This window comes from Kutzneria chonburiensis, from assembly GCF_028622115.1.
Lineage (GTDB): Bacteria > Actinomycetota > Actinomycetes > Mycobacteriales > Pseudonocardiaceae > Kutzneria > Kutzneria chonburiensis.
The window spans coordinates 8,008,025-8,021,048 of the sequence record NZ_CP097263.1 but is presented as its reverse complement, the minus strand read 5'-3'; the positions used below and the strand labels follow the sequence as shown (position 1 = coordinate 8,021,048).

Sequence of the window (13,024 nt, the reverse complement as noted above, 5' to 3'; positions counted from 1 at the left end):
CACCGTGGGCATTCGCTTCAGGCGCTCGGGGAACCCGGGCAGACCGAAGTGGGAGGCGGCATGGGCAAGGACGTGTCCGACCGAACATTCAGCCGGGAGGACCGCCAGCGTTACCGCGAGAAGGTGCAGCGCTGTCTGGACGCGTTGGCCAGGATGCTCACGGATGACGTGTTCTCGTTCCCCCAACAGCAGATGGGGCTGGAGATCGAGCTGAACCTGGTCGACGAGAAGCTGCGGCCGGCGATGGCGAACTCCGAGGTGCTGGAGAAGATCGACGATCCCTCCTTCACCACCGAACTCAGCCAGCACAACCTGGAGATCAACGTGCCGCCCCGGCCGCTGGCCGGGAACGAGGCGGTTGACCTGGAACGGGAGCTGCGCACCACGTTCGACAACGCCGACACCAAGGCGAAGGACGCGGGCGCGGCGATCGTGCTGATCGGGGTGCTGCCGACGTTGCGGCGCGAGCACTTCGACCCGCGCTGGCTGACCAGCAACCGGCGCTACACGGTGCTCAACGACGAGATCTTCGCCGCGCGGGGCGAGGAAATGGTGCTGCACATGGAGGGTTCGCCGATGCCGGGCGGCGAACCGGAACGGCTGCGCAGCTACGCGGAATCCATTCTGCCGGAAGCCGCGTGCACCTCCGTGCAGCTGCATCTGCAGGTGCAGCCGGACGATTTCGCCGCGCACTGGAACGCGGCGCAGTGCCTGGCCGGCGTGCAGGTGGCGCTGGCCGCGAACTCGCCTTTCCTGCTGGGCAAGGCGTTGTGGCACGAGACCCGGATACCGCTGTTCCAGCAGGCCACCGACACCCGGCCGCAGGAGCTGCAGAACCAGGGCGTGCGGCCGCGGGTCTGGTTCGGCGAGCGCTGGATCACCTCGATCTTCGATCTGTTCGAGGAGAACGTGCGCTACTTCCAGGGCCTGCTGCCGGTGATCGACGACGAGGACCCGATCGCCGAGCTGGCCGCGGGGCGGGCGCCGCAGCTGTCGGAACTGCGGCTGCACAACGGAACCGTGTGGCGGTGGAACCGCCCGGTGTACGACCTGGTCGACGGCGTGCCACACCTGCGGGTGGAGAACAGGGTGCTGCCGGCCGGACCGACCATTGTGGACGTTCTCGCCAACGCCGCGTTCTTCTACGGCGCCCAGCGGGCACTGGCCACCCAAGAACGTCCATTGTGGACGCAGATGTCGTTCCAGGCGGCCGAGGAGAACCTGTACTCGGGCGCGCGGCACGGCATGGGCGCCCAGCTGTACTGGCCCGGCATCGGCTGGGTGCCGCCGGACGAGCTCGTGTTGCGACGGCTGCTGCCGATGGCCCACGAGGGCCTGCGCGAGCTGGGCGTCGCCGACGCGGCGCGGGAGCGCTACCTCGGCATCATCGAGCAGCGCTGCGTGGCCCGCCGCACCGGCTCGTCCTGGCAGCGGGAGACCGTCGCCCAGCTCGAGCAGCGCGGCGCCGACCGCGAGTCGGCACTGATCGGGATGCTGCGCCGGTACATCGACCTGATGCACGCCGGCAACCCGGTGCACACCTGGCCGGTCTGGTAGCCCAAAGTCCTAGTTGCCACTATCTGGCAATTGCTAGATAGTGGCAACTATGGCCCAGTACGTACTGCCCGACCTCGACTACGACTACGGCGCGCTCGAGCCGGCGATCATCGGCGAGATCAACGAGCTGCACCACGGCAAGCACCACCTGGCGTACGTCAAGGGCGCCAACGACACCATCGAGCAGATCGACGAGGCCAGGGACAAGGGCGCGTTCGGCTCGATCGTCGGACTGGAGACCACGCTCGCGTTCCACCTGGCCGGCCACGCCCTGCACCAGGTGTGGTGGAAGAACCTGAGCCCCGAGGGCGGCGACAAGCCGACCGGCGAGCTGGCGGCGGCGGTCGACGAGTTCTTCGGCTCGTTCGACGGCCTGCGGGCCCAGCTCAACGCGGCCGCGGGCAGCATCCAGGGCTCCGGCTGGGGCATCCTGGCCTGGGAACCGGTCGGCCGTCGGCTGATCACCCAGCAGCTCAAGGACCACCACAGCAACCTGTCGATCGCCACCACGCCGCTGCTGGCCTTCGACATCTGGGAGCACGCGTACTACCTCCAGTACCGCAACCTGAAGGCGGACTACATCTCCGCGCTGTGGAACGTCGTGAACTGGACCGACGTCAACGCGCGTTTCGAGGCGGCCCGCGCCGGCCAGAACGGCCTGCGGCTGGCCCCCTGAACCCGGCAGTGGATGCTCCGACAAGCCGAGCTGCCCGGAAAGCCCGAGGCCCCGTCGTATCAGCGACGGGGCCTCGGCGCGTTCAGGCGGTGTAGGCCTGCACCGAGGTCGTGAGCCTGGTCAGCAGGTCCCGCAGCACGCCGAACTCCTCTTCCTTGAGGCCCATCGCAGTGCCGATCACCGGCGGCACGGACAACGCCCGGTCGCGCAGCGCCACGCCCTCGTCGGTCAGCGCGACGGCGACCGACCGCTCGTCGTCGGCCCGCCTGGTCCTGCGCACCAGCCCGTTCGCCTCCAGGCGCTTGAGCAGCGGCGACAGCGTGCCGTAGTCCAGCTGCAGCGCGTTGCCGAGGTCCTTGACCGGGCTGGTGCCGTGCTCCCAGAGCACCAGCAGCACCAGGTACTGCGGATAGGTCAGCCCCAGCTCGTCCAGCATCGGCCGATAGAGGGCGGTCACCGATCTGCTGGCCGCGTACAGCGAGAAGCACAGCTGATCCTTCAGCAGCAAGGGGTTGTCCGTGTCTTCCATGCCACAATCATAACTTGTCAAACTAAGTTGTGCACGATCTAAGTGGGCACTAGTGTTCTCGACATCAGGGACCGAGCAGTAGGAGGAAGCCATGAGCGTCGTACTGGAGCCGGCCGCCAAGGGATTCGCCGAGGCCACCGCCAACCCGCCGTACCTGTTCGACCTCGGCCCGGTCGAGGGTCGCAAGGCCGTCGACGAGGTGCAGTCCGGGCCGATCGACAAGCCCGAGGTCGACGTGGAGGAGCTGACCGTCGACGGCGTGCCGGTGCGGATCACCCGACCCGTCGGCGCCACCGGCCTGCTGCCGGTGATCATCTACATCCACGGCGCCGGCTGGGTGTTCGGCAACGCCCACACCCACGACCGGTTGGTGCGCGAGCTGACCGTGAAGACCGGGGCGGCCGTGGTGTTCCCGGAGTACAGCCTGTCCCCCGAGGCCCGCTATCCCGTGGCCATCAACCAGAACTACGTCGTGGCCAAGTGGGTCTTCGAGCACGGCGCCGAGCGCGACCTCGACCCGGGCCGGGTCGCCGTGGCCGGCGACTCCGTCGGCGGCAACATGACCGCCGCGCTCACGTTGATGGCCAAGGAGACCGGCGAGTTCTCGTTCAAGCAGCAGGTGCTCTTCTACCCGGTCACCGACGCCGCGTTCGACACCGAGTCGTACCACCAGTTCGCCGAGGGCTACTTCCTGCGCCGTGACGCCATGCAGTGGTTCTGGGACCAGTACACGACCGATCCGGCGCAGCGGGCGGAGATCACCGCCTCCCCGCTGCGGGCCACCGTGGAACAGCTGCGCGACCTGCCGCCGGCGCTCGTGATCACCGGCGAGGCCGACGTGCTGCGGGACGAGGGCGAGGCCTACGCGGCCAAGCTGCGCGAGGCCGGCGTGCCGGTGACCGCGGTGCGCTACGCCGGCGTGATCCACGACTTCGTGATGGTCAACGCGCTGCGGGAGACCCACGCCGCCGAGGCCGCGATCAACCAGGCCGCCGCGTTCCTGGCGCGCGCCCTTGCGTGAGACGCGAAGAGGCCCCGGGTCTGCCGGACCCGGGGCCTCTTCTGTTCCCGAACTGACTGCCGCTCCCACCACGAAGCGGTTGAGCTTAGGTTAGCCTTACCTTGGCTATCGGTCAAGCCCGGCGCACTCTGCCCAGCGCCACCAGCTCGACCACGATCACGATGGCCAGCGACTCCACCGCCAGCAGGCCGAGCAGCACGACCAGCTGCAACGCCCCCGCCAGCCATACTGGCGAGCCGCCGAGCAGCATGCCGACAAATGCCCCCGGAAGAGTGACCAGGCCGACCGTCCGGGTCTGATCCAGGGCCGGCAGCAGGGCGTCGGCCGCCGGCTTGCGCACCAGCTCCCTGATCGCCACCGGCTCGGTGAACCCCAAGGCCAGCGCCGCCTCGTACTCCCCGTGCCGCTGCTTGAGGGTGTCCAGCACGCGGCGTACGGACAGGGTCGTCGCCGTCATGCCGCCGCCGATCAGGATGCCGCCCATCGGCACCAGCGCGATGCCCGTCGCCGGCAGCAGGCCGGTGCCGAGCAGCAGCGCCAGCGCCGGGATCACCCCGGCCACGATCGCCAGCCCCACCCAGGCGCCCCGCCAGCCCACGCCGGTTCTCGCGGCCGACGTCGCCGTCGCGACGGTGGCCATGAGCAGCAGAAACGCCCCGGTCAGGCCGAGCGAGGCCAGCACTCCCGTGATCACCGCCGAGACGACGGCCAGCTGGAGCACGGCCCTGAGCGCCGCGAAGACCACCGGCCACGGCGGCATCAGCCGCCCGGCCCACACCACTCCGGCTGCCGCTGCCGTAAACACCAGGCAGACGACCGCCAGCGGCACCCACCCCACCGACCCCGAGATCACGCCTTCATCATTGCGCTTGGAAGGGGGCCTTCCTGCACTCGGAGTGGAGGAAGGCCCCCTTCCAAGCGTCGGGGGTGTTGTTAGGCGGGGTCGGGGGTGGGGCGGCGGTGGAGCAGGGAGCGGAGGGGGATGTTGGCGCGGCGCATCAGGATCAGCGCACACACGGTCGTGGCCAGCACGGACACGATGCCGCCGGCGATGAACGGGGCCCGGCCGCCGAAGGCGTCGGCCAGCCAGCCGGTCAGTGGACCGCCGATGGGGTTGCCGCCCAGGAAGACCAGCATGTAGAGGCCCATCACGCGGCCCCGCATCTGCGGCGACACCGACAGCTGCACGGTGCTGTTGGCCGTCGTGGTGAAGGTCATCAGCGCGACGCCGATGGGGATCAGCATCAGCCCGAAGGCCAGGTACGTCGGCATCACGCCGAGGATGATCTCCAGCGCCCCGAACACCAGCCCGCCGATGAACAGCATGCGCAGCCGGGGCCGGCCGCGGGTGCTGCGGCGGGCGGCCATGGTCGCGCCGGCCAGCGTGCCGACCGCGAGCATGGTCGACAGCAGGCCGTAGCCGGAGGCGTCCTGGTGGAAGACGTTGGCCGCGGCGACGGCCAGCGTGGTGAAGAAGGTCATGCCGAACGTGCTGACCAGGAACACGAGGACCATCAGCATCACCAGGTCGGGGCGTCCGCGCACGTACCGAAGGCCGGCCAGCAGCTGGCCCCGCTCGCGCGGCGCGGGCGTGCCGCGGTGCAGCCGGGTGGCGTCCATCAGGGCCAGGCCGGTCAGCACGCCGACGAAGCTGGCGAAGTTGAGCACGAACACCCAGCCGGTGCCGATCAGCGTGATCAGCACGCCGGCGATGGCCGGTCCGACGATCCGGGCCAGGTTGAAGGTCATCGAGTTCAGCGCCACGGCATTGGTGACCTGCGACTTGCCCACCATCTCGATCACGAACGACTGGCGGACCGGGGTCTCCACCGCGGAGAAGCAGCCGAGCACCAGGCAGAAGATGTACACCTGCCACAGCTGCGCCACGCCGGTCACGTCCAGCAGGCCGAGGCCGAGGGCACAGACGCCCATCGAGGCCTGGAGCAGCATCAGGAGCTTGCGCTTGTCCAGCCGGTCGGCCAGCACGCCGGCCCATAAGGACAGGAAGAGCGTGGGTAAGAACTGGAGCGCGGCGGCGATGCCCAGTGCGACCGGGTCCTTGCCCGACAGCTCCAGGACCAGCCAGTCCTGGGCCACGCGCTGCATCCACGTGCCGATCAGCGAGACGATCTGCCCACTGGCGAAGAGCCGGTAGTTGCGTTCACGCAGCGAACCGAACATTCCGGTCGTGCGCGGGGTTTCCGAGGTGTGCTTGTGGTCTGTTCCGGTGCTCCCCGCGTATGCCGGCACTTCGTCCGCCGCCCCCTTACTGGCCCGCCATCCGGTCGATGATCTCGGCCGCCCTGGCGAGCAGCTCCCGATCCTCGTCGTCCAATTCCGCGAGCCGCGAGTCCAGCCAGGCTTCCCTGGCCGACACCTCGGCCCGCAGATAGGCGGTGCCCTGTTCGGTCAGCTCGACGATGGCCTGCCGGCCGTCGGTGGGGTGCGGGCGCCGGGACACGAAGCCGTAGTCCTCGAGCGCCGCGATCACCCTGGTCATCGACGGGGGCTGGACACCTTCCTTCGCGGCCAGCTCGCCCGGGGTCAGCGGTCCGCACTTGCGCAGCGCGGACAGGGCCGAGACCTGGGTCAGCGTGACCGACGAGTTGGTGCGCTGGGCCCGTAGCCGACGGTTGAGCCGCACCACGGCCAGCCGCAAGCGGCTGGCCAGCGACGGCTCGGTCGACTCGGGTTCCGCCATGTAGTTAGCATACCTCACTAACTACCGGCCAGGGCCGACTCGATCGGGCCCACCGCGAAGTACGCGACGAAGGCCACAGCCACCACCCACATCAGCGGATGCACCTTGCGGGCCCCGCCGGTGGCCACCGCCAGCAGCACGTAGCTGATGAAGCCGGCGCCGATGCCGTTGGCGATGGAGTACGTGAACGGCATCACCACGATGGTCAGGAAGGCCGGCAGGGCGATCCGGAAGTCGGTGAAGTCGATGCCGCTGGCCTGCCGGATCATCAGTGCGCCGACGATCACCAGGGCCGGGGCCGCCGCCTCGACCGGGACCACCTGGTACAGCGGCGTGAGGAACATCGCCAGCAGGAACAGCACGCCCGTGACGACGTTGGCCAGGCCGGTCCGCGCGCCCTCGGCGATGCCCGAGGCCGACTCCACGAACACCGTGTTCGAGCTGGCCGAGCCCAGGCCGCCGGCCGCGCCGGCCAGGCCCTCCACGAACAGCGCCCGGCCGACCTTGGGCAGCTGGCCGTCCTCGCGCAGCAGGCCGGCCTCCTTGCCGAGGCCGGTCATCGTGCCCATGGCGTCGAAGAAGTCGGCCAGCACCAGCGTGAAGACCAGCAGCAGCACGGTGATCGCCGGCAGCCGGGTCCATGCGCCGAACGAGACGTGACCGACCAGCGACAGGTCCGGCAGGCCCAGCACCTGCTGCGGCAGCGCCGGGTAGCCCAGGTCCCAGCCCAGCGGGTTGGTGCCGTTGGACGGGCCGGCGTGGAAGATCGCCTCGATGACGATGGCCAGGATCGTCGTGCCCAGCACGCCGATCAGGATCGCGCCCTTGACCTTGCGTGCGACCAGGATCCCGGTCAGCACCAGGCCGATCACGAAGACGAACGTCGGCCAGGACGCGATCGAGCCGTTGATGCCGAGACCCACCGGCACCGTGGTGTGGTCGGCGTCCGGCAGCCGGCGCACGAAACCGGCGTCGACCAGGCCGATCAGCGCGATGAACAGGCCGATGCCGACCGCGATGGCCGACTTCAGCGCCGCCGGCACCGCGTTGAACACGGCGGTCCGGAAACCGGTGAAGACCAGCAGCACGATGATCAGGCCCTCGACCAGGACCAGGCCCATCGCCTCCGGCCAGGTCACCTGCGGCGCGATCGTCACCGCGACCAGGCTGTTCAGGCCGAGGCCGGTGGCCAGGGCGAACGGGTAGTTGGCCAGCAGGCCCATCAGGATCGTCATCAGGCCCGCGACCAGGGCCGTGACCGCCGCCACCTGCGGGACCGGCAGGATGCCGCCCAGCACGTCCTTGTGCGCGCCCGGATCGCTGGCCGAGAAGCTGCCGATGATCAGCGGGTTCAGCACGACGATGTAGGCCATCGCGACGAAGGTCACCAGGCCGCCGCGGACCTCCCGGCCCACCGACGAGCCGCGTTCGCTGATCTTGAAGAACTGGTCAAGCGCGTTCGCCCTCATGTGGCGGTAGCCTGCCTGACGTGGCCGACAAGTCCAAAGAGGAGCCCGGTAACGAGTTGGTTGCCGCTCCCACCCCGCCGCCGCTGCCGCGCGCCCTCACCGACCCGGTGCCGGTGGTCATCGTCGGCACCCTGGCCTTCCTGGTGGCCTTCGTCGTCATGCTCATCGTCGGCGCCCCGGCCATGTGGACCTGGTCCTGCCTGGCCGGCTTCGGCCTGGGCTTCGTCGGCTACGGCGTCTTCCGCTGGCAGCGTTCCGCCGCCCGCCGCGGCTCCCGCACCGCCCAGGAGGGGCTGCTTTAGAGCGGTCCGATTTCGGTGGAGTTCAGCCGTTCGGGGTCGGCGATCGGCTTGTCGGCAACGGGCCGGTCGTCGTCGCATGTGATGATCAGCGCCGACCGTTCGGCGCGACCACCGCGCCCGTCTTGCCGTTGATCAGGGCCGGCTTGACCGCTGCGGCCTCCATGGCCACTGACGCCTTGCAGTGCGCTTCACACGCTTCGGCCACCTGCTTGCCGCCATCGCCAGGAAGGTGGAAGTCGATGGTCACGTCCACCTCATGGGCCTCAAGCCCAAGCATGGCGACCACAAGATCGACAGCCATCTGCTCGGCCTCGTCGGCGGTCCGGCCTTGCGTGGCCCCCACGCCCTCGACCTGGACGACCCACCACTTGCCTTCGCGTGTCGCAACCGCGTCGAACGTCTTCACTGGAGCCACCCCTTCCCTGGGCAGGTCATCTGATCGTCGATGGAATTGACAACGCCTGCGGTGATCTCCCTGTGGCGTGGCAGCGGGGCCTCGTGGTGACCACAGGGACAACCCCACACTGTGTGACGTCCGACGTCGCAAAGCTCAGCCCCCTTGACTTCAAGGCAGATCGACCACGAAATGGGTCGCTGTGTCGAAAAATGCCTGGTCGGACGCACTTGGCGGGCCTTTACGACGTAGCGGTGCCCTGCTGAGGCATGGGCCGCGAGAAGACAGACCACCCGATCGTGGGGGCTGCGATGCGTAGAACGTGAAAGCGGATTCGCCCGCCCGTTGCCGGCCGTGGGGCGGCGGCGTTGCCCACCCCACCTCGGCCTGCCGGCAGCCGATCGATACCGACACACCGAAGTGGGGCGGGCGACACCGCCACACCGAAACCGGCAACGGGCGGGCGAAGCCGCTGATCCACACGAAGGTCGGCAAGAGGACAGCCGTGGCACCTACGCCGTGTAGTCCTCGAACTCCCAGAGGCCGTAGCGGCTGAGCTTCTCCGCCACTTTAGGTGTCCGGGTCGATGTCCGGGGTGGACAGATGCCGGATGACGGCCCGGACGCTCACGACAGGTAGGTGGCCGCGGTGGGGTCGTCCAACAAGGCGGCCAACAGGTGGCGGTCGTGCCAACGGTCGACGGCCCACGCCAGCGCCCGGGAGAGGCCGGCGGGGGTGTCCTCGGCGTGGATGACGCCGTCCTCGGTGACCCACCACGCCACGTGGTAGCGGGTGTCGCCCCGACGAACGGCGAGCTCGTCGTAGACGACAACGAGGCCGTCGGGGACGGGGCGGTCGAGGAGCTCGGAGGCGGCGACCACGGCGCCGAGGTCGGACCAGCTGACGGGCTGGCCGTTGCCGATGAGGGCGTCGGCATCGACCTCGTCGGCGGCCAGGGGGAGGTCGAGGAGCTCGGCGAGGGGCTCGGCGTCGTCGGGGTCGGCGGCGACGACCTGGTCGGGGGTGAAAGCGGCGAGCAGCCAAGGGGAATCGAGCACGACGGTCTGCTCACCGGAGACGGAAGCGCCGGAGAGGGCCCGGACGCGCTCGTCGAGTTCGACGTCGCCGGCGTCGATGGCGCCGGAGCGGACGGCCTCGGCCAAGACGCCATGGGCCCGCATGGCGACGCCGGAAGGGACGGCGCGGGCGGGATCACCCAAGCGCTGCAAGACATCGGTGACGTCGGCGACATCGGTGACGACCAAGGAGTCGCGAACGCCGATGGCGGCCAACAGATCGGTGCGAACGCCGACCTCGGGAATGGGGTCGTAGAGGCCGACGAGGGCGTCGGCGTCGGGCAGACGCCAAGAGCGCGGCGAAGCGCCGGCGAGACGGGCGTTGCGGGCCAGCCACCACGAGGTGTAGCCGCCGGGCAGCAGAATGGCCTGCCACGTCTCGGGTTCCGCCGCCAACAGGCGCAGGGCGTCGGGCCACCTGTCGTCGGCGACAAGATCGAGATCGCGGACGCCGGAGAAGGTGGACGGCGGGTTGAGGTCGCCGTCGATGGCGGCCCACCACGTCTCCTCGTCGGCCAGCTCGTGATCGGGGCCGCCGGGCGAGTCGTCGAAGACGACCACGAACGAGTCGATCACGCCGACAGCGGCGAGCACGTCGGGCGTCCACCGCGAGGCGAGCTCGTCGGCCAGGACACCGAGCGGCGAGTCCTTGCCGATCACGTCCTCGTCGAAGACGGAACGCAGCGGACTGGACGGCAGGATCAGTTCGTCGGCGTGCCGGAACTCGCCGTCGGAATCGGGCAACGCCAGGGTGCCCAACCACGGCCGCTCGCCCCGCCGCGCGCCGGTGGACTCGGTGAGCCACAGCACGGTGTCGACCAGCGACGTGGTGTCCACACCGGACTCGGCGTCGTCCATGCTCCGCTCGACGGCGGTCCGCATGGCGTCCAACAGGTCGGCCGGGCCGGCCGGCCGCGCGCCGAGGCGTTCCAACAACCGGTGCACGGCATCGGGATGCGCGACCCGCAGCCCAGTAACGTCCATTGTGGAGAGTTCGGCCAGAGTCTCCTGGTCGAAGTCGGGCAGCAGCACGTCCCGCGGACCGGTGACGGTACGGCCGTCGATCAACGGCACGGGCAGGTTGCCGAGCTCCTCGCGGGCGGTGGAATCCAGCTCCGCCACGGGATCGAGCGCCGCGTAGAACCGAGCCCACCACGCCGGATCGCGGTCCTGACCGGAGACGATCGCCGAGACCTCGGCCAGCCGCAGCCGCGGAACCTCAAGCGCCGCAAGCTGTCGTGCGTGCTGCACGCCGGAGAGCTCGGCCCTGGCCAAGCCGTCCACGATGTCCGCGAGCATGTCGGCCAGCGACGGGGCGAGCACGTCCAACACCCGTGACCGGGCCGGGGTGCCGAAACCGCCTTCCTGCAACGGAAGCCACACCGAGGTGCGCAACTCGGAGATCAGCAGCGCTCGCAGCTGACCATCCACTTCGGACTTGGGAAAGTCCGGCAACGGCACCAGCAGCGTCCGATGCTCCGGCTGCACGGCCAACACCAGGTCGGTGTACGCCCGCGCGGCGGCGGCCAACACGGCGTCGGCCGCGGCACCGGGCATCAGCCGCCGACGGGACGCCTCGACCGGAATCGTGGCCAACAGCCTGGCAGGCAAGGAAAGTCGCTCGTCGGTCGGCGTCGGCGCATGCAGCACATCCTCGTCGAGCGGACGCGGCACACCCTCGCTGTCGAGCGGCACGGCCCAGCACACGACCCATTCGGGCCGCTGCCGCGCCTCGACGCCAAGGCCCTCGACCACGGAAGCGTCGAGCTCGCCGGACGAGCGACGCAGCAGCCAGCGCACGCGCCCGGTCGGGCCGTGCAGCACGACCGTGCCGTCCTCGTTGTCCTCACGCCACCACGCCTGCTCGCCGACCTCGATCCGGCTCAGCCCGGGCAGGGCGATCAGCAGATCCGGGGCCTCCGCGGCACATTCGGCCAGCAGCTCGGCCGCGTCGACCTCCGGGCGCAGCGGCAGCCGCACCTCGGTGTCGAAGCCCTCGGGCACCGACGGCTCGTCGTCGGCGAGCGGCCAAGCCAAGCGCAGCACCGGGACCGCGCCGTCACGCTCGGCCACCTCGGGCAGATCGCCGACGAGTTCTCGGGTCCGGGCCGCGGAAAACGCCACGCCACCGGTCGTCGACACCACGCGCGGCTCGTCGGAAACGGCCAGCACGGCGGCGAAGCCGACGCCGAACTGACCGACGGTACGGGCGCCCCGCTTGGCGCTCGCCCGTAACGAAGCGAGCGCGGCCACCCCGGCCTCGGTCAGCGGCGCGCCGGTGTTGGCCGCGCGCAGCTCACCGTCCACAACGGACAGTCGCAGCACGCCGCCGGTCTCGGCCGCGTCCGCGGCGTTCTGGGCCAGCTCGACCAGGAGCCGGTCGCGGTAGCCGCCGAGGCGCAGGTCCTCTTCGGCATTCGCGTCCTCACGGAACCGGGTCGGCGAGCCGCGCCAGGCCTGGAGGACGGAAGTACGCAGGTCGGTGACGCCGAAATCGCTCACTGCTCGACTTCGAGTTCCGCGTCGTCGTACACCAGCTCGGCCACGGGCACCGGCGAGCCGGTGTCCACCTCGGCCTCGGAGTGCGCGCCGCAGCCGTACTCCACGTGCACGACGTGGCCGTCGGCCGGCGTGATCTCGTTGGAGCAGACGCCGAACGCGGCGCCGAGGCTGCCGGCGATCTGCTGGTAGAAGCCGCACGTGCCGCAGCGGCCGGGCGCGCTGCGGGCCATGTCGCTGCGCGGGCCGAAGTCGCTGCCCTCCCAGCGGCGGGCCGAGTCCAGCCGGCCGAACCGGGACAGCACCCGCACGCGGCCGAGGCCGACCTCGCGGGCCACCTCTTCCACCGCCGGGTCGTCGGACTCCAGGTAGCCGGCCGCCAGCCGCGGGTCGTCCGGGGTGGTCGGCATGAGGTCGCCGACGCCGAGGTCGCCGGCGCGCACGCGCTCGCCCCACGGCACCCAGTCCGGAGCCACCAGCGAGTCGGGCCCGGGCAGCAGCACGACCTCGCTGATCGTCACCGGGTCCTCGTCGCCACCGGTGGTCGCGATGGTCACGGCCCAGCGCCAGCCGTCGTAGCCGGGGTGCGACGCCTCGAACAGGTGTGTGACCGACGCCTCGTCCTCGGCGAGGACGCCGGAGTGCGGGCCGATCGGCTCGTCGCCGGCCTCCTGCTGGGCGGCGGCCCTGGCCAGCTCGACAACCGATGCGAGGACCGGATTCGGGTGCTGCTCACTGGTGGTCGGTGCGGTCACCCGTCGATTGTGCCGCACGCGTGGAACACCGATGCACACGTGTCA

12 protein-coding genes are annotated in these 13,024 nt (G+C 70.2%); 4 read left to right on the top strand and 8 right to left on the bottom strand.

Annotation, left to right across the window (positions count from 1 at the left end; translation table 11 throughout):
• Positions 1–60 precede the first annotated feature (60 nt).
• Positions 61–1,557: a glutamate-cysteine ligase family protein gene (locus M3Q35_RS37285; protein ID WP_273937244.1), complete on the top strand. Its 1,497-nt coding sequence runs from the start codon at positions 61–63 to the stop codon at positions 1,555–1,557.
• Positions 1,558–1,606: 49 nt separating this feature from the next.
• Positions 1,607–2,233 (top strand): superoxide dismutase, encoded by a 627-nt coding sequence (locus M3Q35_RS37280; protein ID WP_273937243.1) that lies wholly within the window; start codon positions 1,607–1,609, stop codon positions 2,231–2,233.
• An 82-nt stretch (positions 2,234–2,315) separates the two neighbouring features.
• Here the strand turns inward: M3Q35_RS37280 and M3Q35_RS37275 are convergent, their stop codons facing one another.
• Positions 2,316–2,762, bottom strand: coding sequence for a MarR family winged helix-turn-helix transcriptional regulator (locus M3Q35_RS37275; RefSeq protein ID WP_273937242.1), 447 nt, complete (start codon positions 2,760–2,762; stop codon positions 2,316–2,318).
• Positions 2,763–2,853: 91 nt separating this feature from the next.
• On the opposite strand from M3Q35_RS37275, the gene M3Q35_RS37270 reads away from it, so the two are divergent.
• Positions 2,854–3,783, top strand: coding sequence for an alpha/beta hydrolase (locus M3Q35_RS37270; RefSeq protein WP_273937241.1), 930 nt, complete (start codon positions 2,854–2,856; stop codon positions 3,781–3,783).
• Between the two features lie 112 nt (positions 3,784–3,895).
• Here the strand turns inward: M3Q35_RS37270 and M3Q35_RS37265 are convergent, their stop codons facing one another.
• The 4 genes from M3Q35_RS37265 to M3Q35_RS37250 all read right to left on the bottom strand — a co-directional run bounded on the left by M3Q35_RS37265 (position 3,896) and on the right by M3Q35_RS37250 (position 7,953).
• Positions 3,896–4,636 (bottom strand): ABC transporter permease, encoded by a 741-nt coding sequence (locus tag M3Q35_RS37265; protein ID WP_273937240.1) that lies wholly within the window; start codon positions 4,634–4,636, stop codon positions 3,896–3,898.
• A gap of 80 nt (positions 4,637–4,716) precedes the next feature.
• A complete protein-coding gene (locus tag M3Q35_RS37260; protein WP_379794453.1) occupies positions 4,717–5,964 on the bottom strand; it encodes an MFS transporter in 1,248 nt (415 codons plus the stop codon).
• Between the two features lie 85 nt (positions 5,965–6,049).
• Positions 6,050–6,484 carry a MarR family winged helix-turn-helix transcriptional regulator gene (locus M3Q35_RS37255; protein WP_273937238.1) on the bottom strand — a complete coding sequence of 145 codons (435 nt, stop codon included), beginning with the start codon at positions 6,482–6,484 and terminating at the stop codon, positions 6,050–6,052.
• A gap of 17 nt (positions 6,485–6,501) precedes the next feature.
• Positions 6,502–7,953, bottom strand: coding sequence for an NCS2 family permease (locus M3Q35_RS37250; RefSeq protein ID WP_273937236.1), 1,452 nt, complete (start codon positions 7,951–7,953; stop codon positions 6,502–6,504).
• Positions 7,954–7,973: 20 nt separating this feature from the next.
• Here M3Q35_RS37250 and M3Q35_RS37245 point away from each other — a divergent pair, with 20 nt between their 5' ends.
• A complete protein-coding gene (locus M3Q35_RS37245; protein WP_273937235.1) occupies positions 7,974–8,255 on the top strand; it encodes a DUF2530 domain-containing protein in 282 nt (93 codons plus the stop codon).
• A gap of 85 nt (positions 8,256–8,340) precedes the next feature.
• Here M3Q35_RS37245 and M3Q35_RS37240 read toward each other — a convergent pair whose 3' ends face one another.
• The 3 genes from M3Q35_RS37240 to M3Q35_RS37230 all read right to left on the bottom strand — a co-directional run bounded on the left by M3Q35_RS37240 (position 8,341) and on the right by M3Q35_RS37230 (position 12,979).
• Positions 8,341–8,661 (bottom strand): hypothetical protein, encoded by a 321-nt coding sequence (locus M3Q35_RS37240; protein ID WP_273937234.1) that lies wholly within the window; start codon positions 8,659–8,661, stop codon positions 8,341–8,343.
• A gap of 614 nt (positions 8,662–9,275) precedes the next feature.
• On the bottom strand, positions 9,276–12,227 hold the full coding sequence (locus tag M3Q35_RS37235) for a sacsin N-terminal ATP-binding-like domain-containing protein (RefSeq protein ID WP_273937233.1): 2,952 nt from the start codon (positions 12,225–12,227) through the stop codon (positions 9,276–9,278).
• A complete protein-coding gene (locus tag M3Q35_RS37230) occupies positions 12,224–12,979 on the bottom strand; it encodes a DUF3027 domain-containing protein (RefSeq protein ID WP_273937232.1) in 756 nt (251 codons plus the stop codon). The genes M3Q35_RS37235 and M3Q35_RS37230 overlap by 4 nt, the downstream gene beginning before the upstream one ends.
• Positions 12,980–13,024: the final 45 nt, after the last annotated feature.

Coding starts and splice junctions, on each gene's coding strand:
- M3Q35_RS37250 (WP_273937236.1), bottom strand. CDS start 7,953: ATGAGGGCGAACGCGCTTGACCAGTTCTTCAAGATCAGCGAACGCGGC.
- M3Q35_RS37275 (WP_273937242.1), bottom strand. CDS start 2,762: ATGGAAGACACGGACAACCCCTTGCTGCTGAAGGATCAGCTGTGCTTC.
- M3Q35_RS37260 (WP_379794453.1), bottom strand. CDS start 5,964: ATGTTCGGTTCGCTGCGTGAACGCAACTACCGGCTCTTCGCCAGTGGG.
- M3Q35_RS37280 (WP_273937243.1), top strand. CDS start 1,607: ATGGCCCAGTACGTACTGCCCGACCTCGACTACGACTACGGCGCGCTC.
- M3Q35_RS37270 (WP_273937241.1), top strand. CDS start 2,854: ATGAGCGTCGTACTGGAGCCGGCCGCCAAGGGATTCGCCGAGGCCACC.
- M3Q35_RS37285 (WP_273937244.1), top strand. CDS start 61: ATGGGCAAGGACGTGTCCGACCGAACATTCAGCCGGGAGGACCGCCAG.
- M3Q35_RS37255 (WP_273937238.1), bottom strand. CDS start 6,484: ATGGCGGAACCCGAGTCGACCGAGCCGTCGCTGGCCAGCCGCTTGCGG.